This window comes from Pseudobacillus badius, assembly GCF_002189605.1.
In the GTDB taxonomy this organism is placed as follows: domain Bacteria; phylum Bacillota; class Bacilli; order Bacillales; family Domibacillaceae; genus Pseudobacillus; species Pseudobacillus badius.
In genome coordinates this window covers 145,425-166,237 of sequence record NZ_MWMM01000006.1, presented here as the reverse complement: position 1 = coordinate 166,237, position 20,813 = coordinate 145,425, and the positions used below count along the sequence as shown (strand labels likewise).

The 20,813-nt window shown below is 46.9% G+C and carries 20 protein-coding genes; 6 read left to right on the top strand and 14 right to left on the bottom strand.

Annotated elements, in window-relative coordinates; genetic code table 11:
* Positions 1 to 20: 20 nt before the first annotated feature.
* The 4 genes from B1A98_RS12345 to B1A98_RS12330 form a co-directional block, all read right to left on the bottom strand.
* Entirely contained in the window at positions 21 to 1,355 is a 1,335-nt protein-coding gene (locus B1A98_RS12345; protein WP_063386138.1) for an APC family permease, read from the bottom strand.
* Positions 1,356 to 1,571: 216 nt separating this feature from the next.
* Complete coding sequence (locus tag B1A98_RS12340) at positions 1,572 to 2,447, bottom strand: carbon-nitrogen hydrolase (RefSeq protein WP_240492531.1); 876 nt, start codon at positions 2,445 to 2,447, stop codon at positions 1,572 to 1,574.
* Positions 2,448 to 2,829: 382 nt separating this feature from the next.
* Positions 2,830 to 3,741: an SGNH/GDSL hydrolase family protein gene (locus tag B1A98_RS12335; protein ID WP_063386136.1), complete on the bottom strand. Its 912-nt coding sequence runs from the start codon at positions 3,739 to 3,741 to the stop codon at positions 2,830 to 2,832.
* Positions 3,742 to 3,769: 28 nt separating this feature from the next.
* Positions 3,770 to 5,515 (bottom strand): sensor domain-containing protein, encoded by a 1,746-nt coding sequence (locus B1A98_RS12330; protein WP_063386135.1) that lies wholly within the window; start codon positions 5,513 to 5,515, stop codon positions 3,770 to 3,772.
* A 176-nt stretch (positions 5,516 to 5,691) separates the two neighbouring features.
* Between B1A98_RS12330 and B1A98_RS12325 the strand changes: the two genes are divergently transcribed.
* Positions 5,692 to 6,165, top strand: coding sequence for a hypothetical protein (locus B1A98_RS12325; protein ID WP_063386134.1), 474 nt, complete (start codon positions 5,692 to 5,694; stop codon positions 6,163 to 6,165).
* A 54-nt stretch (positions 6,166 to 6,219) separates the two neighbouring features.
* Here B1A98_RS12325 and dat read toward each other — a convergent pair whose 3' ends face one another.
* On the bottom strand, positions 6,220 to 7,062 hold the full coding sequence (dat, locus tag B1A98_RS12320; protein ID WP_305954915.1) for a D-amino-acid transaminase: 843 nt from the start codon (positions 7,060 to 7,062) through the stop codon (positions 6,220 to 6,222).
* Positions 7,063 to 7,303: 241 nt separating this feature from the next.
* Between dat and B1A98_RS12315 the strand changes: the two genes are divergently transcribed.
* Both B1A98_RS12315 and B1A98_RS12310 read left to right on the top strand, forming a co-directional pair.
* A complete protein-coding gene (locus B1A98_RS12315; RefSeq protein ID WP_063386132.1) occupies positions 7,304 to 8,314 on the top strand; it encodes an NADP-dependent oxidoreductase in 1,011 nt (336 codons plus the stop codon).
* Between the two features lie 177 nt (positions 8,315 to 8,491).
* Entirely contained in the window at positions 8,492 to 8,965 is a 474-nt protein-coding gene (locus B1A98_RS12310; protein WP_063386131.1) for a GyrI-like domain-containing protein, read from the top strand.
* 43 nt (positions 8,966 to 9,008) lie between these two features.
* Here B1A98_RS12310 and B1A98_RS12305 read toward each other — a convergent pair whose 3' ends face one another.
* On the bottom strand, positions 9,009 to 9,824 hold the full coding sequence (locus tag B1A98_RS12305; RefSeq protein ID WP_063386130.1) for a ZIP family metal transporter: 816 nt from the start codon (positions 9,822 to 9,824) through the stop codon (positions 9,009 to 9,011).
* Between the two features lie 218 nt (positions 9,825 to 10,042).
* On the opposite strand from B1A98_RS12305, the gene B1A98_RS12300 reads away from it, so the two are divergent.
* Together B1A98_RS12300 and B1A98_RS12295 are read left to right on the top strand one after the other, a co-directional pair.
* Positions 10,043 to 10,801: an AAA family ATPase gene (locus tag B1A98_RS12300; RefSeq protein ID WP_063386129.1), complete on the top strand. Its 759-nt coding sequence runs from the start codon at positions 10,043 to 10,045 to the stop codon at positions 10,799 to 10,801.
* 108 nt (positions 10,802 to 10,909) lie between these two features.
* Positions 10,910 to 11,188, top strand: a complete 279-nt coding sequence (locus B1A98_RS12295) for a hypothetical protein (RefSeq protein WP_063386128.1) — start codon at positions 10,910 to 10,912, stop codon at positions 11,186 to 11,188.
* 33 nt (positions 11,189 to 11,221) lie between these two features.
* Here the strand turns inward: B1A98_RS12295 and rbsB are convergent, their stop codons facing one another.
* The 6 genes from rbsB to B1A98_RS12265 are packed head-to-tail and all read right to left on the bottom strand — an operon-like array spanning position 11,222 to position 16,853.
* Positions 11,222 to 12,136, bottom strand: coding sequence for a ribose ABC transporter substrate-binding protein RbsB (rbsB, locus tag B1A98_RS12290; RefSeq protein ID WP_063386127.1), 915 nt, complete (start codon positions 12,134 to 12,136; stop codon positions 11,222 to 11,224).
* Positions 12,137 to 12,148: 12 nt separating this feature from the next.
* Entirely contained in the window at positions 12,149 to 13,099 is a 951-nt protein-coding gene (rbsC, locus tag B1A98_RS12285) for a ribose ABC transporter permease RbsC (RefSeq protein WP_063386126.1), read from the bottom strand.
* A gap of 1 nt (position 13,100) precedes the next feature.
* A complete protein-coding gene (locus tag B1A98_RS12280; protein ID WP_063386125.1) occupies positions 13,101 to 14,582 on the bottom strand; it encodes a sugar ABC transporter ATP-binding protein in 1,482 nt (493 codons plus the stop codon).
* Positions 14,583 to 14,597: 15 nt separating this feature from the next.
* Positions 14,598 to 14,993, bottom strand: coding sequence for a D-ribose pyranase (gene rbsD / locus B1A98_RS12275; RefSeq protein WP_063386124.1), 396 nt, complete (start codon positions 14,991 to 14,993; stop codon positions 14,598 to 14,600).
* A complete protein-coding gene (gene rbsK, locus B1A98_RS12270) occupies positions 14,990 to 15,871 on the bottom strand; it encodes a ribokinase (RefSeq protein ID WP_063386123.1) in 882 nt (293 codons plus the stop codon). Before rbsK ends, rbsD begins: the two co-directional genes overlap by 4 nt.
* Positions 15,864 to 16,853 carry a LacI family DNA-binding transcriptional regulator gene (locus B1A98_RS12265; protein WP_063386122.1) on the bottom strand — a complete coding sequence of 330 codons (990 nt, stop codon included), beginning with the start codon at positions 16,851 to 16,853 and terminating at the stop codon, positions 15,864 to 15,866. The genes rbsK and B1A98_RS12265 overlap by 8 nt, the downstream gene beginning before the upstream one ends.
* Positions 16,854 to 17,075: 222 nt before the next feature.
* Here B1A98_RS12265 and B1A98_RS12260 point away from each other — a divergent pair, with 222 nt between their 5' ends.
* Entirely contained in the window at positions 17,076 to 17,951 is an 876-nt protein-coding gene (locus tag B1A98_RS12260) for a cation diffusion facilitator family transporter (protein WP_063386121.1), read from the top strand.
* Positions 17,952 to 18,063: 112 nt separating this feature from the next.
* Here B1A98_RS12260 and B1A98_RS12255 read toward each other — a convergent pair whose 3' ends face one another.
* Together B1A98_RS12255 and B1A98_RS12250 are read right to left on the bottom strand one after the other, a co-directional pair.
* Positions 18,064 to 19,140 (bottom strand): toxic anion resistance protein, encoded by a 1,077-nt coding sequence (locus B1A98_RS12255; protein ID WP_082821850.1) that lies wholly within the window; start codon positions 19,138 to 19,140, stop codon positions 18,064 to 18,066.
* 17 nt (positions 19,141 to 19,157) lie between these two features.
* Entirely contained in the window at positions 19,158 to 20,774 is a 1,617-nt protein-coding gene (locus B1A98_RS12250) for a YceG family protein (RefSeq protein WP_240492530.1), read from the bottom strand.
* Between the last annotated feature and the right edge of the window lie 39 nt (positions 20,775 to 20,813).

Below are 20,813 nucleotides of genomic sequence, written 5' to 3'. Positions count from 1 at the left end.
TCTCCTTTGTTTTTTTAATACTAAGCTGATAAATCCATGACAGGAGGCTTTTGTCTAAATCCTTTCGTTAAAACGAGCATATACATAAAGCCGACAGCAAACCAAATGCCGCCTAATACTTTGGAATGAACATCCAGATTAACAAGCAGCCAGACATCAAGAAGGGCGCCAATAGACGGAATGATTAAATAAAGAATGGTTCCTTTCACAGAGCGCTGCTTTTTTCGGACATAGTAATAAGCAATAACGGCGATATTGACGCTCGTAAAGGCTAGAAAGGCACCAAAATTAATAAACGAAGCAACAAGCGACAAGCTTAAAAATAACGCCAGCAGCGAAATAGCGCTGATTAGCAGGATGTTGTTCACAGGGGTGTTATATTTTGGATGCAATGAGCCAAAAAACTGGCTGGGAAGCTGGCCATCGCGTCCCATTGCATACAGCACGCGCGAGGCACTTGCCTGTGAAGACATGGCAGAACCAAATGCTGTCACAGCATAGACAGCCAGAAAAGCAGAAGAGAACGTTTTGCCGCCGACAAAGGTAATAATTTCATGAGCAGCCGAATCAGGATTAGCAAATGTGCTGTAATCCGGCCAAATATTTTGGGCGAAATACGACACCGTAATAAAGATCGCGCCTCCTACCAAGGTGATAATAAACACGGCACGCGGAATGGTTTTCTCTGGCTGAACAGTTTCTTCCGCAAAAGCTGTAGCTGAATCAAAACCGAGAAATGAAAAGCATAACAGCGCCGCGCCTGCAATGATAAAGGATGCCGGCTCCTCAGGGTTATAAAACGGCTTCAATGATAAAAGCGTACCAGTTCCTGCCCCGCCAAGAATTTCTTTAATGGATAGTCCAATGAAAAGAAGAATAAATGCAACAGCAAAAATGGTAATAAAGGCATTCGCTTTTGTTGCCAGTTTGACGCCCTTCACATTAATCACGGTCACTACGATCAGCATCCCCAACACCCATACGTAGTTTGGCACCGCCGGAAACGCGGCCGAAAAGAAAATTCCGAATAGTAAATAATTTACCATAGGAATGAAGAGATAATCCATTAAAATGGCCCAGCCGACAAGAAAGCCGACATATGGATTAATCGCCTTTTGCGTGTAAGCATAGGCGGAGCCGGCAGATGGAATAGATTTTGACATTTGCCCATAGCTGTAAGCAGTAAACAGCATCACAATTAAAGCTACTAAATAAGCGCCCGGCACCATCCCGTGGGATAATTCTGCAGCAATTCCATACGTGCTAAAAACCGTGGCGAGAGCCATAAATGAAAAACCGAATAACACAACATGGATCAGCCGCAGCGACCTGTTCATTTCTTTTGCCTGTGACATAACAAACCCCCTTAACCCTTTTAACTAATTGTTGCAAATATTATGCCAATTATAAATTATTCCAAAAGACAGTCTATTTATCTGCTTTCGACAAAAAATTATTCTAATCAGCATATTTTATTCCAATGTGCATAAAAGCAGGATCTTGTTTTATCCATGCAGAGTTATGCATAAAAATAGCCGTTAAACATTCGTTTAACGGCTGTGAAATCCCATTTATTCTTCTATTACACGCTTGAGCAATTCTCCATAGCTGTCAGGACGGCGGTCTCTATGAAACTGCAACACGTTGCGGGCACGCGTGACCTCCGAAAGATCAATTTCGGCCATAATAATTTCATTTTCTTTTGTTTCTGCTTCTTTCATAACAGTTCCCCACGGATTGCTGATAAAGCTGCGGCCATAAAATGTCATATGGCCTTCGTTGCTGTCCTCACGCCCTACTCGGTTCACTGCGGCAATAAACATATTATTATGAATGCCATGAGCCCGGATCGCATCCATCCATGTTTGCGATGTATCAAGCTCCGGATTATCCGGCTCTGAACCGATGGCTGAAGGATAAAATACGACGTCCGCCCCTTTTAAGGCAAGAATTCGGGACGGCTCCGGGAACCATTCATCCCAGCAAATTAACACGCCAATCGTTCCGTACTTTGTTTTAAATACCGGATATCCAGTATCTCCTTCAGTGAAATAATACTTTTCAATATACTGGGGTCCTTCGGGAATATGGTGCTTGCGGTACTTCCCTAAATATTCCCCCTCTTCATAGACAGCGACCGTATTAAAATATAAGCCATCACGGACATACTCATAAAGCGAAACAATAATAACGACACCAAGCTTTTCCGACAGGCTTTGCATCCGGTTGCAAATTGGTCCGGGAATTGGTTCAGCCCACTCATATTTATTCACATCGATTGTCTGCGGGAAATACTGCCCGGCAAAAAGTTCTTGTGTACAAATAATTTTGGCTCCCTGCTGGGCCGCTTCTGTAATCATTTTTTCAGCCGTCTGGATATTTTGTTCATGGCTCTCTCCACATTGATGCTGAATCAGCGCGATATTCATTTTTCCTTTTCCCATCATTCTCTCCCTTTCTGTATGTATAGCTTGTCTGTTTAGCAATAGGCCTGCATAGGACCAGTTAGTTCACAAATGCAAGTGTTATGCCAATAACAAACTGATGCAGGGGGGATGATTGTTTAATTATCGTCTTTTCCTATGCAGCGCTGAATAGATTCAGCCTCTCTTCGGGACTCGGCCGGCGGAAGCGATGCCGGCTTTTACTTTCATACATCTGAAGGATGTGCCCGGCCCTATTATAGTATGGCGTTAGCTCGTCAGCTCCTTCTGGGAAAGGTCTTTATCAATTAAAAACAGGCGGGGAAAAATGATCTATTTTTCCCCGCCTGTTTTTATTTTAGAGACTTATTAGACGGCCTTTCTTTTGCCAAAAGCTGTGCTCCATTTACATATATGCGCTGACTTTACAGTGTTTTCCCTCCTGTAAAGCCGTTTTTTTCTGCGGCTTCCGCGGCTTTTCTTTCTTAGGCTTTTCCTCCCTTGCTTCATGGGAGGACTGACTTTTTTGCAGCTTGGCAAAAGGCACAGGAGCCGGCAGCTGAGACAAGACGCTTGTCGGTATCATTGGACTGCCGGGCGCGTATGCTTGTATAAAACTGTTGGCCATTTCCAGGTAGCCGCCGGGTGCCGGGTGCACGTCCGCCGGATTGGGAACCAGCGAATCGGCATTGTTGCCAAAACGATTAGCAACCGACACAAAGTGAGCGCCGGCCCTTGCCGCCTCCTGCTCAATAATTTCATTTAACACCGCAAGCTGATTGGCGACAGAACGCTTCTGTTCTTCTTTTGCATGAGGATAAGGAAAATAATACCCCATGGCATAAACCTCTGCGTGCCGGTTCAATTGCCGAATTTCCTTAAATATTTTGATGTAATTTTTACGCATCCCGTTGAGTGCGAAAGCGACAGGAATGGCCTCATAGCTTAACATCCCGCGGACTGAATCATTTTGAATGAGCGGCAGCATATCATTCGCGCCGGCAGAAATCGTAATCAAATCCGCTTTTCGAATCAGTGCCTGTGCTTCCTTCTTGTCAAGCTGATCAATCACTTGACCGGTCGAGTAGCCAGGAAACGCCAATTGTTTGGAGAAGCTTTGCAGTTGCCCTTTCTGCTGCAAAGCGAAAGCGATCAGGTCGGTATAGCTGGCGCCAATTTCCTTGTAAGGGGTTTGGCCGGCAGCCAGCGAGTCGCCGATAGCCACATAATAAATGCCAGCCGCCTCGGTGTTCAACGGCAGCAAAGAAGCTGCCATTAAAAAAACAGCTGCGATGCTTAAGAAAAGTTTTTTCCTCATCTAGGCCTGCCTCCCTCTTTTCCAAATGTTATCCGTTTGAATGTCTGCTTTGTAGATAATCTAAAAAAGCGCCCGCAGTCAGCGGCCGGCTGATGAAATAGCCTTGCGCAGCATCACAGCCCGCTTCTTCTAAAATCCCCAGCTGCTCTTCTGTTTCTACCCCTTCAGCTACAATCATAAGCCCCAAATTGTGGGCAAGGCTGATCATCGCTTTAGCGATTGCTTGATCGGCCCCTTCTTCTGCAATGTTTTGAATAAAGGATCGGTCGATTTTCAGTACATTCATCGGAAACTGCTTTAAATAACTGAATGAAGAAAAGCCGGTTCCGAAATCATCAATCGAAATAGAGACTCCCAGCTGTTGCAGACGCAAAAGAATCACGGCCGCTTCCTTTGGCTTATCCATAATCGTGCTCTCTGTTAACTCTAACTCAAGCGCCGACGGCTCTAAACCCGTCTCTTCTAAAACACGGGCCGTGAGCTCCGCAAAGTCTTGTTTCTGAAATTGCACCGCTGAAACGTTCACGCTTACTTTCAACTGCGTGTATCCCAGTTCGCGCCACTCTTTGCATTGGCGGCATGCTTCCCGCAGCACCCATTCTCCTAATGGAACGATCAATCCCGTTTCTTCAGCTAATGCAATAAATTCCCCTGGAGGGATTAAACTATTGCTTCTGTTCCAGCGAACCAATGCCTCCATGCCATATATTTCTTTCGTATCTATATTTATTTTGGGCTGATAATACAGGATAAATTCTCCCTTTTCCAGCCCTTGAGAGAGTGAAATCTCCTTTTCCAGACGTCGTTCAGCCAACTCTTTCATGGACGCAGTAAAGAATTGATACCCGTTCTTTCCTTTACTTTTTAAAACATTAACCGCCAAACCGGCATGGATTAACAGAGAGTAGAGACTTTCCCCATCGTGCGGGTACATGCTAACACCGATGCTGGCAGATATCGGCACTTTCCTGTCCAGCACAAGAAACGGCTGCCGGAATAGTTCCAGCACCTTTTCGCAAAGCGCTGAAACCTCGTTTGCACAGCTTGCCCGGGATGCGAGCAGAGCAAAGCGGTCGCCGCTGATCCGAGCGATTAAAACATCTGCTTTCTCGAGCGTTCTCAACCGGCGGGCTGTTTCTTTCAGAAGCAAATCACCCGCCTCATAGCCAAGGCTGTCATTAATTTTCTTAAAAAAGTCGAGATCAAAGACAAGCACGGCTGAACATTCCTCAGGGCCGGCCATTAAATGACTGCTGCCATAATGCTCCATGTAGCGGCGATTCGGCAAGCCCGTAAGCGGGTCATAATAGGCCAGCTTCTGCAGCTTCTCTTCTGCTTCAACCCGCTCGCTGATATCTAATGAAAAGCCGAGCAAATACTCTTCTCCTGCCATATGATCTTCAATAATGGTCGTGCCTGTAAGCATAGGAGTAGGCTTTCCGTTAAAATCCACGACGGCTTCCTTTATCCCCATTCGCTTGGATTCCCACGTCTTAAGATCATGCTGGCGGATTTTCTCGGCGACAGAGGGGGAGAAAAAGTCAAATACAGTTTTGCCAATCAGCTCATGGAGTTCTTTTCCGTTTGTTTCGCAGGCCAGCTTATTGGCAAAAAGCGTTCGCCCCTGCCTGTCTTCTAAAAAAATATGGATGGGCAAAGCATCCAATATGCTGATATTCAATGGAGACATAGCACTGACTAAACCGGCAAACGCTGCTTTTTTGGAAATGGCATTCAGTTTTTCTTCAGTGCTTTTCTGGCTCGATACATTCATGAGCGTTTCTCCCTCTATGAAAAATAGGTAGCTTTTTGTCGAAATGTTACATTTTTCTTTCATTTTACCAGAGAAAAGCTGAAAAGTAATTACTAAAGTCCCTGAATTTATGAAAGCCCCCGGGATAGGTTATGCTATAATGAAAACTTATTCTATCTTTAAACTTTGGAGGCATTATGCTGAACTTTAATGAAAAATTGGCGATCATCGAATCTTTTCCTCAGCTACAAAGGAACGACGTATCGCTCGGAAGAATCAACTTTCAATTTCCCGATAGTGTTACTGAGAAAAAGAACATCGTTTACCACCTGCATCCTAATGGAAACGGTTTTGTTTATGCCGGAGAATTAGCCGGCTATCAGAAAGATAAAAAAGGCATGGTAAACATCCGGGAATTTTCCGCTGAAGACCTGCGCCGAATCATTGATGAATCCATTCAATCGCTTTCTCCCAAAACGATCGAAGAAGAGGCCATTGCTGGAGAAGCTTACGAAGAAACTTGGATCAACAGAGACAATCAGACACTCCTGCTTGTTGAAGAGGAAGATATGTGGAATGTGTATGCCGGATTAAATTTAGACGGTACTTTTAACTCCTATGGAGAAGCAATTCAATACTTAGACGAAGAAGGCTTTCATCGCCTGTCTTAATAAAGAAGCCGGCTTTCCCTGCCTCATAAAGAGACCGGGAAAGCTGGTTTTGTGTTACATCGCTTTTATTTTTTGCTGGAAGCATTCATACAGACGTCTGGTCACAGGTCCCGGCTGCCCGTCTCCAATCTTGCGGCCCTCAGCAGCTGTAACAGCAAGGATCTCTGATGTCGTGCTTGTCAGAAACACTTCATCGGCTTCAAGGAGCTCTTCTGGTCTGAAAGCCCGTTCTATGAAAGGAATCCCCTGCTCTCCAGTGATTTCCTTGACAGCTAAGCGGGTGATCCCGGCCAAAATATACCTGGATAACGGTCTTGTTTGCACTTTGCCTTCTTTAACAATAAATACATTCGTGCTTGATCCTTCCGTAATCATTCCATCCCGCACAAGTACGGACTCAAAGCAGCCTTGTTCAAAAGCTTCCTGCTTCGCCAGGACGTTTGGCAATAAATTTAAGGATTTAATATAACAATTTTGCCAGCGCTCGTCCGGAAGCAGCACAATTTGAACTCCTTCACTGCGCACCTGATGGGACAGTTCACGAGCCGGTTTCACGGTTATGGAAAGGGAAGCCGGGCACTTAGGGAATAAATGGTTTCTAGGCGCAGCGCCTCTCGTAATCTGCACATAAAGGTCCGCGTCTGCCAACCCGCTTTTCCCTGCCAGTTCAAGCATCAGCGCCTCCAGTTCCTCCTGCTCTTTGCCAATCTCCAGTTTAATCGCTTTTGCACTCATAAATAGGCGATCAAGGTGCTCCTTCAACATGAAGGGCTTCCCTTGATAGAAACGAATCACCTCATACACTCCATCACCAAACTGGTGACCCCGTTCATCAATCGGAATAACAGGGTCGTCGATTCCGATAATATTTCCATTAAAATATGCCAATGACATCATCGGCACCTCCTTTTTTTCCAAAGAAAAGCACTCCCTTGAATACAATTTATGCCGCTAAAAGACATCCATTCATTGGGAATTTTCACTTTCCATTATACATAAAAAATAACCGCTCCTAGATGAAAAAAACCTAATACTTAAATGACTAGCGTTTCTTTCTTGGCGTTTGCCCCTTCGGAAAAAGTTTGCTTTGGCGGCAAACGGGTAGGATAAGGAAAAACAAAAAAGGAGACATGAATGAATGAAAAATCGCGAAATTCTTTTAGTGAAACGGCCTGATGGCGCACCGGCAAATGAACACTTTTCCATCAAGGAAACGGCAATCCCCGAATTATCAGAGGGAGAGGTACTCACCCGTCTCCTCTATGTATCGGTAGATCCCTATATGCGCGGACGAATGAACGAGGGCAAGTCTTATATCGAACCCTTCCAGCTGAATGAGCCGATTGAAGGCGGCGCCATAGCGGAGGTCATCCAATCGCAGGCAGACGGCTTCCAAGAAGGAGACATCGTCACCGGCTCTCTTCCATGGAGAGAATACACGTCTGTCAACGCCGGCTCGGTAAGAAAAATAGATCCAGCTCTCGGTCCGATCACCACTTCCCTGCATGTTCTTGGCATGACCGGACTGACCGCTTACTTCGGTCTAATGGACATTGGGCAGCCGCAGGAAGGCGAAACAGTCGTCGTTTCTGGAGCAGCCGGGGCTGTCGGCTCTACAGTGGTTCAACTTGCAACGATTGTCGGCGCCAGAGTCGTAGGCATTGCCGGTTCCGATGAAAAGGTCCAGCTGCTGCAGCAGCTTGGAGCAGATGCCGTGATTAACTACCGGACAGAAGACGTCAGCACGGCGCTGGCGGAGGCGTGCCCGGACGGTGTAGATGTTTATTTCGATAATGTAGGCGGGGAGATTTCAGACGCTATTTATCCCCTGCTCAACAAATTTGCACGGATCGTCCAATGCGGCGCCATTTCTTCCTACAATAAGAAAAACGACCAAGGCCCCCGCATCCAGCAATATTTAATTAAATCAAGCGCATTAATCAAAGGATTCACGGTTGGCGATTACCGGGAACGCTATCCAGAGGGCTTTCAGCACTTGTCGAAATGGCTGCAAGAAGGAAAGCTGACTTATGAAGAAACGATCACGGAAGGTTTTGAAAACATTCTGCAAGCCTTCTTTGATTTATTTACAGGTGAAAACGTCGGCAAACAGCTCGTGAAAATCAACGAGCCCTCCCATAAAGAATAAACGAGCAAGCCTCCCTGCTTTTCATGGACAGGCTCTGCCGCTAAAAAGAAGCCGGGATCAGCGCCGGCTTCTTTTTACACATTCTATTTTTTCAATTTTCTTTCTATTCTTGCCTATCCAGCTTCGTTTTATTGTAAAATAGAAAAACAAGCAATTATTTTAAGCGGAGGTGTCCGAATGATCCCCAAAATTGTAGACATTGGAGAAATTAAAGTAATTGGCTTGCAAAAAACCTGCCAGGAAACAAATTTGGCAGCTGAGAAAGCACATTTGCGGAAGCAATTCAGACAGTTTGCCAATGAGATCCCCAATCAAATAGACGGCGAGGTCATGGAAATTTGCCTGCAGAAGCATGGCTGCCTGATCACGCACTGTATTGCCATAGAAGTCAACAGCGCCGATATTGTTCCATCGGGTATGATCAGCCTCTCTATCCCCCCGCAGCAGTACATTTATATGGAGCACCGCGGACATGCCCAAACCATTTGGCAGTCTGTCAATAAAATCAAGCAATGGGCGAAAAGCCATCACTGCCGGCTTGATCCCCGTCAATTTATGATTGATGTCCAGACCTCTGAAGAGCCTCCTGTACACGCACTGTATGTAAAACTTGCCGACAAAAAGCGGGAATCCGCCGAAATTGTGATTTAACTGTCCACCCCCACACGTTCAATCAAGGTGCGGGGGAAGTAGATTAACCGAGAGCCACATCTAAAATCATCATGACCGTAAAACCTGCCATCAGGCCAAGGGTGGCTGAATCCTTGCTGCCGGCAGACTGGGATTGCGGAATCAGCTGCTCAACCACAACAAAGATCATCGCACCAGCTGCGAAGGCGAGGGCATAAGGCATCACCGGCTGAACAGCCAGCACGGCAGCTGCTCCGATAACAGCAGCGACCGGCTCGACAATGGCGGACAGCTGGCCATAATTAAATGCCCGCAGCCGGGACATGCCTTCCCCTCTTAGAGGCACGGAAAGAGCGGCTCCTTCCGGCATATTTTGGATGCCAATTCCAATGGCAAGCCCCAGAGCCCCGACTAGCGAAGCATCGCCAAGACCAATCGCCGCCGCCCCAAAAGCTACACCAATCGCAAGGCCTTCCGGAATATTATGAAGCGTAATGGCAAGGAAGAGCAGAGTAGTCTTTGACAGACCGGTTTTCGGTCCTTCCGCCTCATTTTCAGCTACTCCAGAATCAAGATGGGGAACAACGAAATCAAGCAGCCGGATAAAAAGACCGCCAAGCAAAAAGCCGATCGCAGGCGGCAGCCATGGAACCTGGCCGTTTTGTTCACTAAATTCTATGGAAGGCGCCAAGAGAGACCAAAAGGATGCAGCAATCATTACACCAGCCGCAAAGCCCAGCATCGTGTTCATGACGTTCTGATTGATCTGGCGAAAGAAAAAAACAATAGATGCGCCTAACGCAGTCAATCCCCACGTCATCAAACCGCCAATCAACGCTTGGACAGCCGGATTTAAAGTTGCAAACGAGTCCATTAACATACGAATCTTCCTTTCCGACAAGTCATGATGTTTAATTACTATGATGAAAATACGTTTATTATATAGCCTCATTTTGCCTGAGGCAAACTTTTGTTGTCAATTCCAAATTTCTATTCACTCACTTCGCAGCTGCCTGATGTATTTTATTATCAGCTCAATCAATCCGTGTCATGAATTTTTGTTAAACTGGTTAAAAACCAGGATAGCGGAGGAAACCAATGACCAATCATGACAGCAGCCCCTTCATTAAACAAGTGAGATTTAAGAAAGAAGCTATTCCCTCCTTCGATACGTACCCGTTTCACTTTCCGTTCATCTGGGCAGAAGCCATTGACCTTCATCCGAAGATTACTTACATTATCGGCGAAAACGGAATGGGCAAGTCTACTTTGCTGGAAGCCATCGCCCTTGCTGCCGGCTTCAATCCAGAAGGGGGTACATTTCATTTTAACTTTTCTACTTATCAGTCTCATTCTGAACTTGAACATTATATAAAGCTTATTAAGGGAACGAGAAGGCCTAAGGACGGTTTCTTTCTAAGAGCGGAAACCTTTTACAACGTAGCAACAAACATTGAAGAGCTGGATAAAGAGCCTGGCATGGGACCCCGCATTATTGATGGCTTCGGCGGAAAGCCCTTGCATGAGCAATCACACGGCGAATCGTTTTTCGCTGCCTTCAATCATCGCTTTAGAGGAAACGGTCTTTATATTCTCGATGAGCCCGAGGCTGCTCTTTCCCCTTTAAGGCAGCTTTCCATTCTCTCAAGAATGCACGATTTACTAGCGGAGAACTCTCAATTTATTATCGCTACTCATTCGCCGCTCTTAATGGCCTACCCGGATGCTGCCATATGGGAGCTGACTGAAGAAGGCTTGCGTGAGAGGTCGCTGGAAGAAACCGGCCATTATAAAATTATGAAACAATTTTTTGAGGATAAGGAAAGACTGCTTCACCATTTGCTGTCAGGCAAGTAGGGGGGTGTTTGCGTGGCGCAGCTATCTGATATACATGCTTTAACATTTGCACTTACGGAATAGACTGATAAAGGAAGGTCAATATGGAGCAAACAAGGAGGGCTAAAATTGAGTGTCGCTCTTATTCTTTTACTATTTGCATGTATGATAGGAACCTTATTTTCATGGATGCATCAGCGGAAATGGAAGCTGCTGCGGACGGTACACGGACAGGAGAGCTATTATGCGATCATCGGAAAATTGAAAAACAAGGGGATTTTATACAAGACAAAAATTCCGGTTCACTTTGGCGGCAGAGGCTTTAACGATACTACCCAATATGATATTTATATAAAAAAAGAAGAGGAACACGCGGCCGTTGAAGCTTTACGTGAACATCTGACATGAAAAAACCGGCAGAGAATCTCTGCCGGTTTGCCCTTACTCCGTTACCAGCTTTAACGGCGCTGGAATAGCTTTCTCCACTTTCTTGCCTTTCATGGTATCGGCGGCTGCCTGAACGGCGAGCTGGCCAATAAGCTCCGGCTGCTGGGCAACAGTTGCTGCCATCTGACCGGCTTTCACGGACTTAATAGCATCATCGTTGCCATCAAAGCCGATGACGAGAATCTCTTTGCCGGAGCTTGCGATCGCTTCAATGGCTCCGAGCGCCATTTCATCATTATGGGCAAAGACCGCTTGAATATCGGGATGGCCTTGCAAAATGTTCTCCATCACGTTCAATCCTTTTGTCCGGTCGAAGTCGGCCGATTGCTTTGCAACCACTTCCAGCTTTTTATCAGCTGTCAAATGAAAGCCTTTGCCGCGCTCACGTGTCGCAGAGGCTCCTGGCACGCCTTCCAGCTCCGCCACCTTCGCTCCTTCTCCGAGCTTCTCAACGATAAAGTCGCCGGCCATTTGGCCGCCCTTCACGTTATCTGAAGCAACGAGTGTCACTACGTCTCCCTTTTCAGCCGAGCGGTCCAATGTAATGACGGGGATGCCGATCGCATTAGCCGATTGGACGGCTGTTGAAATAGCTGATGAGTCAGTCGGATTAATGAGCAGCACATCGACTCCTTGCTGAATTAAATCCTCGACATCATTAATTTGCTTCGCCGAATCGTTTTGTGCATCTACAACGATTGTTTCCATCTGGTTCTTTTTCGCTTCTTTCACAACCCCGTCTTTTAAGGAAACAAAGAATGGATTATTCAATGTAGAGACGGATAAACCAATTTTTATATCCTCCAGCTTGTCCTTTTTTGCCGGTTTAGCCCATTGCGGCGGTTCCAGTGAACAGCCGCCAAGCATGAACAGCGCCAATGACAATAGGATTATCGATAATTTTTTCAAGCCAATCCCCTCCTAGGCTGCCTTTTTACGGTCAATTAATACAGCGATCACGATAACAATTCCTTTAACAACCATTTGGAAGAAGGAAGAGACACCGAGCAGGTTCAGACCGTTGTTCAGTGTGCCAATAATCAACGCGCCAATGAGTGTGCCAATGATGAGCCCGCGGCCGCCTGACAAGCTTGTTCCCCCAAGGACAACAGCCGCAATAGCATCGAGCTCATAGGAAGTCCCCGCTGTCGGCTGTGCAGAATTAAGCCGTGATGTCAGGATGGCTCCAGCTAGAGCAGCGAGCAGACCGGCCAATGAGTAAATCATGACCTTCACTCTGGAAACTTTAATGCCCGAAATCCACGCGGCTTTTTCATTGCCGCCAATGGCATACGTTTGGCGGCCAAACGGTGTTTTATGCAAAATTATCCATAAGACAATAAAAGCAAGCATCATCGTCACAGCCGGCACAGGAATGCCAAGAAAATAGCCGCGGCCGAACAGCTGAAACAAATAACTGTCCCCAAGACCGGTAATCGGGTTTCCATCTGTATAGACGAGCGTTAAGCCGCGATACACGGTCATCGTTGCCAACGTGGCAATAAATGGCGCCATTTTCCCTTTTGTAATTAATAAACCGTTGATCGCTCCCATGATCGCCCCCAGCAAGCAGCCAATTAAAATAGCCAGCATCGGATCTATCCCTGAAACGATCATCCCGGCCATCAAAGCACTCGACAGCGCCAAAATGGAGCCGACCGACAAGTCAATGCCGCCCGTTAAAATAACAAACGTCATCCCATAGGCAATCAGTGCATTAATCGCCACTTGCCGCAGCAAGTTCAAAATATTTAAAGGAGCTAAAAAGCTTGGGTTTAAAATAGAGACAATTAAAATTAATATGACTAATCCAAGCAAAGGCCCAAGCTTTTGAGTCACATCGTTGAATGATTTTACTCCCGTCTTGTTCATTTTACTGCCCTCCTGCAGCGAACGTCATAATTCTTTCCTGCGTCGCTTCTTCTTTCGTTAACTCTCCGCTGATTGTTCCTTCGTGAAAAACGAGAATGCGGTCGCTCATGCCCAATATTTCCGGCAGCTCGGAAGATACCATAATGATGGCAACTCCGCGGTCGGTCAGCTCATTCATCAGCGTATAAATTTCACGCTTGGCGCCGACATCGACACCTCTTGTCGGCTCATCCAAAATCAGCACTTTCGGCCCGATGCCGATCCATTTAGCGAGCACGACCTTTTGCTGGTTCCCGCCTGACAAGTTTTTCGCGCTTGTTTCCGCTGACTCGGTTTTAATCGTTAGCCGTTTAATCAGCAGCTCGACGAATTCCCGCTCATTCTTCTGGTCGATCATTCCTTTCGGAGCAAAGCTTTTCACACTTGGCAAAGCAATGTTCTCTCGGATTGAGAAATCAAGAATCAGGCCTTCCTCCTTCCGATCCTCAGTAATAAAGCCGATCCCTTTGCCGACTGCGTCACTCGGTGAATGAACCGTTGTTTTTTGTCCATTTAGATAGAGCTCACCGCTGTCGATCCGATCCAATCCGAAAATGGCTCTCATCACTTCTGTTCGTCCGGCTCCCATTAAACCGGAGATACCAACGATTTCGCCTGCTTTTACTGAGAAGTTTACATCCTCGAAGACTCCCTTTTTCGTAAAGCCCTTGACTTCGAGCACAGTTTCCCCCGGAGATGGCTTTCTTGATGGGAAGCGGTCCTCCAGCTCGCGGCCAACCATTTTTTTAACGACTTCATTGAAGTTCGTTTCTTTAATTTTCTTCGTATCAACGGTTTTACCGTCGCGCATAACTGTAATGCGGTCACAAATTGTAAAAATCTCTTCCATGCGGTGGGAGATATAAACGATAGACACGCCTTGCTTGCTTAGCGAGCGAATGACGTCGAATAACTTGGAAATTTCTCTCTCCGTTAAAGCAGCGGTCGGTTCATCCATGATAATAACCTCGGCATTTGTCATCAGCGCCTTGGCGATCTCGATCATTTGCTGCTGGCCGACTGAGCAAAGACCTGCTTCTTTCTCAAGCGGAATAGCCACATCCAGCTTCTTAAACTGCTCCCGTGCCAGCCCTTTCATTTCTTTCGTTCTTAGCAAGCCAAGCGTATTTCTCCGTTCGCGGCCAATAAAAAGGTTTTCCAGCACTGTCATGGCCGGCCAAATATTCAGCTCTTGGTGAATAAAAGCGATGCCGCCTTCTTCCGCTTCTTTCGGATTGGCAAAGGACCGCTTTTGGCCATTGATTGTAACTGTGCCTTCATCCTGTGTATGCAGACCCGTCAGTATATTCATCAAAGTGGACTTGCCTGCCCCATTCTCTCCCATGAGTGCATGAACTTCTCCGGGCAGCAGTTCAAAGTCCACTCCCGTCAACACCTGGTTCGTTCCAAATTTCTTGTGAATGTTCGTCATTTCAATTTGCATGTCATTCACCTCTTTCTAGAAGAATACGCCGGCGTGCAAAATGCAGTTCGCATATGGAGAAGCTTCTCCGGTGCGAATGACGGCTTTTGCTTGCTTTGTTAATGTTTTGAATGCTTCGTGCGTCACCCATTCTATTTGCGTATCGGAAAACATGGCCTCCATATAATCAAATATCGGTTCATTCTGCGTCTGTACTTCCTGGGCTGCCGTTACTTTCTCAATCACCAGATCATCCGCCACAGCGGCCAATGTTTCTTTGAAGCCTGGCACGCCGACCGTTAATGCCAGATCAATCTTTGGCACATGATCCGGAATGGGCAGCCCGGCATCAGCTATTACAATGAAATCTGTGTGGCCAAGATCCGCCAGCACCTTGGCGATATGGCTATTTAAGATGCCGTGCTTCTTCATTTCAATGCATCCTCCACTTCTTTTCTTAACGGCATGCCGCCTTGCGCGCCAAACTTCATCACTGACAGGGAAGCGGCACGGTTCGCAAAACGCAGGCTGTCCTCAACCGTTTTTCCCTCTGCCAAAGCAACGGCAAGCGCCGCATTAAACGTATCTCCAGCTCCCGTCGTATCAACAGCGGCAACTGGATAAGCGGGAATAAGCACTTCGTTTTCTCCATCGGAGTAGCGAACGCCCCGTTTTCCTTCTGTAATAAATAGCTTCTCAGGATATTCCTTTAACGCTTCCCCCTGGCTCATGCCGGTGAACAGCAAAGCGGCTTCATGCTCATTAGGCGTTATATAGGCTGCTTTTTCAACAATGTTCGCGCTAATTGGACGAGCCGGTGCCGGATTCAGCAGCAGCGGCACTCCAAGCTCATAGCAGAGGCCGGCTGTGTACTCGACCGTTTCTTCCGGAATTTCCTGCTGGATTAAGACCATATCCGCTTGGGCAATGACAGGCTTCGCCTTCTCTACATAAGCAGGCGTAACCGCATCATTCGCTCCTTTCACTACCACGATGCTGTTATCGCCTTCAGCTAAAATAATGTGCGCCGTCCCGCTTTCCATTTCGGTAACCGGTTCCACATAGTCCGTGCGAACCCCATTCGCCTGAAAATTATCGATAATGGATTGTCCGTAATGATCGCCGCCGACACAGCCAATCATGTATACCTCCGCCCCTAACCGGGCAGCGGCTACCGCCTGATTGGCTCCTTTGCCGCCGGGAACGGTCTTGAATGAATCTCCAAGTACCGTTTCCCCTGCTTCCGGCCGCTTTGCCGATGTAACGACTAAATCCATCGATGAACTGCCAATAACTGCTATTTTAACCATCCGCCTTCACCTTCCTTGTTGTATTTCTTTCCACAAAGGACACCGGCAGCTGAATAACCTGCTCGGCAACTTCTTCTTTTTTTATTAGCTTCAGCAAAAGCTGGGCCGCCTGCTTTCCCATTTCATATACCGGCTGCTTGATCGTCGATAGCGAGGGAAAAAGCAGCCGGCTCATTGGGATGTCGTCAAAGCCGATGATCTGCACCTCTTCCGGGATCGCTTTGCCGATCCGCAAAGCTTCATGCAGCACAGCTGCCGCTGTCATGTCATTGCTTGCCAAAATGCCGTCCGTCGCAGGATACTGGCGAAAAAGCTCTTTTGCCCGCTCCTCTGCCTCCTCATACGTTAAGGAAGCCATTTGGATCACCTGGAAATCGACGCTGGAGGCGGCAAGCACCTCCACTGCACCGAGAAAGCGGTCCTGCACAGGCGAGATGTGCCCCGGCCCCTTCAACACGGTAATATTGCGGCTTCCGCGGCGCACCAGCTCGCGGGCAGCTATTTTGCCGCCCTCCCTGCCATCGGCGTATACGGTGTAACGCCCTTCATGTGTCCGGTCAAGAAAAACCGTCGGCACAGCTGGCTGCTCCTGATTGAACATGCCGGATGTCTGGGTAGCTGAAATAATGCCGACTACCTGATTCTGTAAAAAGGTTTCAATATAAGCTTGTTCCTTTTCAGGATTTTCGTCGCTATTGCCAAACAAAAGCCGAAAGCCTTGTTTTTGCAGCTCGTCTTCTACTCCTCTTGCCAGCTCCGGAAAAAACGGGTTCGTAATATCCGGAAGCAGCAGCCCGACCAGCTTTGACTGTCTTTTAAAAAGTGATCTTGCGACCTCGTTCGGGCTGTAATTTAATTTTTCTATCGCTTGCTGCACCTTTCTCAATGTATCCTCATGCACATAACCCTTGTTATTTAATACGCGGGACACCGTTGCAACCGAAACGCCGGCCTCCGCGGCCACATCCCTTATTGTAACCATCGTCTTACCCTCTCTATGTGTAACCGTTTACACAAAGTGTATCATACTTTATCACCCGCTTCAATTTAAAAATATAGCCATTTTCTCTCTTTTTCACTGCTTTCAATACTATTAAATAGGCGCAGGAAAGTTCACCCGCTGCAATCCTCTTGCTCTAGACCCACTCAAATCCCGCCTGTTATGCTTAATAAAGAGACACAGCAAGTTTTCGGAGGCCTGAAAATGGATCATAACTACAATAACTTAAAACAAGGTGAGAAAGGTGCTTGGCTAAGCATCGGAGCCTATATTTTTCTTACCATCCTCAAGCTGGGCGTTGGATATGCCGGCCATTCCAAAGCTTTGCAAGCAGATGGACTAAATAACTCCACAGACGTCATCGCTTCCATCGCCATCTTAATCGGACTGAAAATTGCACGCAAGCCGCCCGACAAAGACCATCATTACGGGCACTTTCGCGCAGAGACGATTGCCTCTTTAATTGCCGCTTTTATTATGATGAGTGTCGGCGTCCAAGTTCTTCTTGAGGCGGGACGGTCGTTCTTTATAGAAGAGAAAGCGACACCGGACATGCTGACAGCCTGGACCGCTGTTTTCAGTGCCGGCGTCATGTATGCGGTCTATCGCTATAACCTGCGCTTAGGGGAAAAAATTAAGAGCCAATCGATTATGGCAGCTGCCCAAGACAATCGCTCAGACGCCCTTGTCAGTATCGGAGCGTTTATCGGGATTATCGGAACACAGTTTGGCCTGGATTGGCTGGACACTTTGACGGCATTTATCGTTGGGCTGTTAATTATGAAAACGGCATGGGAGATTTTTAAGCAGGCCACACATGCGTTAACGGATGGGTTTGACGAGGAGCTTGTTCAAGAAATAAGGGAAACGGTCTCGATCGTTCCCGGAGTCCAGCAAGTGCCGAGTGTGAAAGCCCGCCTGCATGGCAACTCGACACTCGTTGATGTAACAATTACAGTCGATCCGCGGCTGAATGTAATTGACAGCCACCTGATTACTGAGCAGATCGAGGACATCTTATTTAAAAAATACAATGTTCACTATGCGATTGTTCATATTGAGCCCGGCACTTCTTCTTAAATACCGTCCATCATTCTTTTCCATGGAGGCGGCCGCCGAAAAAAGCGGGCTCCAAGAGTATGCACTCTTGGAGCCCGCTTTTTTTCTTAAGTTCATCCTTTGCCGTTCTTGCCTATTTCCCGTAGTTTTTCATGCTCTCCTGAAGCTGGGCAATCCGTTTCATTCCATCTTCCCGGGCGCGTTTATTTTCCTCCTCAATTGCCATAGTTTCATCAAGCCCTTTGACAATTGTATTCCAGCTTTCCTCGATCGTTTCAATTTTGATGCTCGGGCCGCCGGCAAGGCGGGCAATTTCCGCGCTTTGATTAGCAATGTTTTGCGAATTGCGCAGCAGCATTTCATTTGTTCGTCTATCCAGTTCACTCATTGAATCAGCAACCAGCTTCTGGCGTTTGGCCGCTACCGCCTGGATAATGCCGTTTTTGAAAATAGGGATAGTCGTGATGAAGGCGGAATTGATTTTTCCAATCAGCTTCGTGTTTCCGCGCTGCAGCAGGCGAATTTGCGGTGCTGTCTGCAGGGCCACCATTCTGGCCATGTCTAAATCATACACCCGCTCTTCAAGAGCTTGAATCGCGTTATTGAGCGTGCTGAGCTCCATTTGCGCAAGCTGATCGCCGCTGGCTGCCCGCTGTTCAAGCTCCGGCGCCTTTTGCTTCAGCTCTTCTGCCTTCATTTGGCCGGCAACCACATACTTTTCGAGCGCCATATAGTATTGGTAATTTTGTTCATACATTTGATCCATGTTATTCGTAGACCGGATCATTTCATCTTTATACTTAGAGATTTCAATATGAATCTTTTCAATTTCCTTGCCGAGTGTTTGGTACTTGCCAAAGATTTTTTCAATCATTTTTTCGCCGCGGTTGAACAGCTTGCCTAACAGCCCTTTTGGCTCCTCAAAATCATTTTTATCAAACTTGTCCATTGTTTTGCCGAGCTGCTTTAGAAGCGCCCCGGAATCCGTAACACTCGAGGATCGCATAGAAGCTAAAATCCGGTCGGAGAAGGCGGAAATCTGTTCGGCCGGCTCTTTGCCAAATTCAAGCAGTTCTGTTTGATTCCTTGTATCAATCGATCGGACAAGGTTTTGCACTTCCGGTTCATTCCGAAGCTGCAAACGCATCTCTTCGGCTTTATTCCCGTTTTCTGCTAGCACTTCCAGTTCATTTTTTGCGGTTTCCTGCATGACAGTCATCCCTTTCCTTAAAAAATTTGTTTAAAAATCCGGCTCAAGATGGAAAAGTCTTTTTTGCCGCTGTCAAATGGCAAATCAAACACCATATCTTCAAGCAAATGGTGGTCAAAGTACTGTTTATCAATAAATCGTTCCAGATCATTGTGACCGGGCGGGTTATATAAAATAATATCTAAGCCAAATTCACTGAGCAATAACAGGAAGGCAGCATCCGCCCGTGATAAATCCCCATTCTTTTCGTTATTGTATAAGATGATTTTCGGCACATCCTGGGAATAGTCGAAGGTTTGCAGCACATTCAATATCTCCTCCGGCATCGTGATCGTCTGGGTGAATAAGTAAAGGCGCACATCTTCCTCAGATTCTCCTGAAAGCGGCTTTATTTTTGGATCAGCGCACATCCGGGAAATGGCGGCTGCTATTCCCAGCTGCAGGCCATCATGCAGCTGGCCATATTGCCACCAGTTGCTTTCAAGCATTTTTGAAGGATCAAGCTGCCCATCTTTCCCCAGCGCGTGCCGATAGTGAAATTGGTTGTTCGCCTTGCTTTCCTTCCGATATGGAAAACTGGTAATTGTCACTGCATTCGGGCCACTCGTCAGCTTGTGCATCTTCTCCCAATAATCTTTGCGGTTTTTAGATACACCTGAAATTTTGGCAAACAGGTTCGGCACTTTCACCTCTTCCCCTTCAACAGCAAAGCCTGGCCGAATAAACGCTTTTTCTTTTGCCAGCAAAAACACTTCATCGTACGTCGTTTTCAGTATGACGGAAACCGGGAGATGATTGCGAAACTGCCACGGCTTATAAAAAGCGGAGCCTTCATGATTCAGCACATGCTCAATTTCTTTTGAGGCCCGGTAAGCCACCGTTCCTTGCCGCTTTGGCTCTTCCGTAGGAAAAGGCTGCAGCTTCATCGTAGATGGATACGCGGCCTGTACCGTCCACTCGTTTTTCGGATCGATTTCTTTAAAGTCATCTTTTCCCTCGGGATGCAGGATCACAACGTCCATTCCTAAAAGAATTAAGTAGTATAGAAAATAAGCTTGGCTTTTGCTCATATCCCCATACCAGACGATATGCGGCACGTCCTGGGCAAGCGGGATTTCCTTGACCCATGGATCTAAATGATTCCAAATCCACTTGATCATGTCGAGAAATACCCGCCTGAACTCCGGATGGCCGAGCGCTCCGCCGTGGTTAGCCTGGAAAAGCGCAAAAACCTCGATAAGAGCGGAGCGGACTAGCCGGTTAAAGTCAGGATCTTCCTTGTACTTCGGCAGCAATTCAGCCCCTTCGAGGAACGCGACAAACCGGTTGATAGAGAGCTGAGGCTCCTCTTGAATAATATGATGAATTCGTTGAATAGATTGAAACCGGTCATTAGGCATCGTCTTGTCCAATGTTTCAGATAAAAGGCACACATGAGGCTGCTCGCTTAACGAATAAAGCGCCAGCAAATACTCGGTCTCGTCAAAGCCTGCTCCTAGCACCCGAGCGGCTATCCGGCTGTACTGCACTTCACTTTCTTCTTGATGATACTGCGGCCTGCTAGTAATCGGCTTGGCTAGTTCCTCCATCCAATTCGTATAGTCCACTTGCATAAAAATCGGTTTTCTTTTCACTTGTACCCCTCCTTTCAGCGAACAAAATGAAGGAATGCG

What these genes read in the sequence shown, in the direction of transcription:
- rbsD (WP_063386124.1), bottom strand. Translation starts at nt 14,993, where the DNA reads ATGAAGAAGCACGGCATCTTAAATAGCCATATCGCCAAGGTGCTGGCG.
- B1A98_RS12315 (WP_063386132.1), top strand. Translation starts at nt 7,304, where the DNA reads ATGAAAAATCGCGAAATTCTTTTAGTGAAACGGCCTGATGGCGCACCG.
- dat (WP_305954915.1), bottom strand. Translation starts at nt 7,062, where the DNA reads ATGATGTCATTGGCATATTTTAATGGAAATATTATCGGAATCGACGAC.
- B1A98_RS12300 (WP_063386129.1), top strand. Translation starts at nt 10,043, where the DNA reads ATGACCAATCATGACAGCAGCCCCTTCATTAAACAAGTGAGATTTAAG.
- B1A98_RS12340 (WP_240492531.1), bottom strand. Translation starts at nt 2,447, where the DNA reads ATGATGGGAAAAGGAAAAATGAATATCGCGCTGATTCAGCATCAATGT.
- B1A98_RS12345 (WP_063386138.1), bottom strand. Translation starts at nt 1,355, where the DNA reads ATGTCACAGGCAAAAGAAATGAACAGGTCGCTGCGGCTGATCCATGTT.
- B1A98_RS12260 (WP_063386121.1), top strand. Translation starts at nt 17,076, where the DNA reads ATGGATCATAACTACAATAACTTAAAACAAGGTGAGAAAGGTGCTTGG.
- B1A98_RS12330 (WP_063386135.1), bottom strand. Translation starts at nt 5,515, where the DNA reads ATGAATGTATCGAGCCAGAAAAGCACTGAAGAAAAACTGAATGCCATT.
- B1A98_RS12310 (WP_063386131.1), top strand. Translation starts at nt 8,492, where the DNA reads ATGATCCCCAAAATTGTAGACATTGGAGAAATTAAAGTAATTGGCTTG.
- B1A98_RS12325 (WP_063386134.1), top strand. Translation starts at nt 5,692, where the DNA reads ATGCTGAACTTTAATGAAAAATTGGCGATCATCGAATCTTTTCCTCAG.
- rbsK (WP_063386123.1), bottom strand. Translation starts at nt 15,871, where the DNA reads ATGGTTAAAATAGCAGTTATTGGCAGTTCATCGATGGATTTAGTCGTT.
- B1A98_RS12255 (WP_082821850.1), bottom strand. Translation starts at nt 19,140, where the DNA reads ATGCAGGAAACCGCAAAAAATGAACTGGAAGTGCTAGCAGAAAACGGG.
- rbsC (WP_063386126.1), bottom strand. Translation starts at nt 13,099, where the DNA reads ATGAACAAGACGGGAGTAAAATCATTCAACGATGTGACTCAAAAGCTT.
- B1A98_RS12305 (WP_063386130.1), bottom strand. Translation starts at nt 9,824, where the DNA reads ATGTTAATGGACTCGTTTGCAACTTTAAATCCGGCTGTCCAAGCGTTG.
- B1A98_RS12280 (WP_063386125.1), bottom strand. Translation starts at nt 14,582, where the DNA reads ATGCAAATTGAAATGACGAACATTCACAAGAAATTTGGAACGAACCAG.
- B1A98_RS12335 (WP_063386136.1), bottom strand. Translation starts at nt 3,741, where the DNA reads ATGAGGAAAAAACTTTTCTTAAGCATCGCAGCTGTTTTTTTAATGGCA.
- B1A98_RS12265 (WP_063386122.1), bottom strand. Translation starts at nt 16,853, where the DNA reads ATGGTTACAATAAGGGATGTGGCCGCGGAGGCCGGCGTTTCGGTTGCA.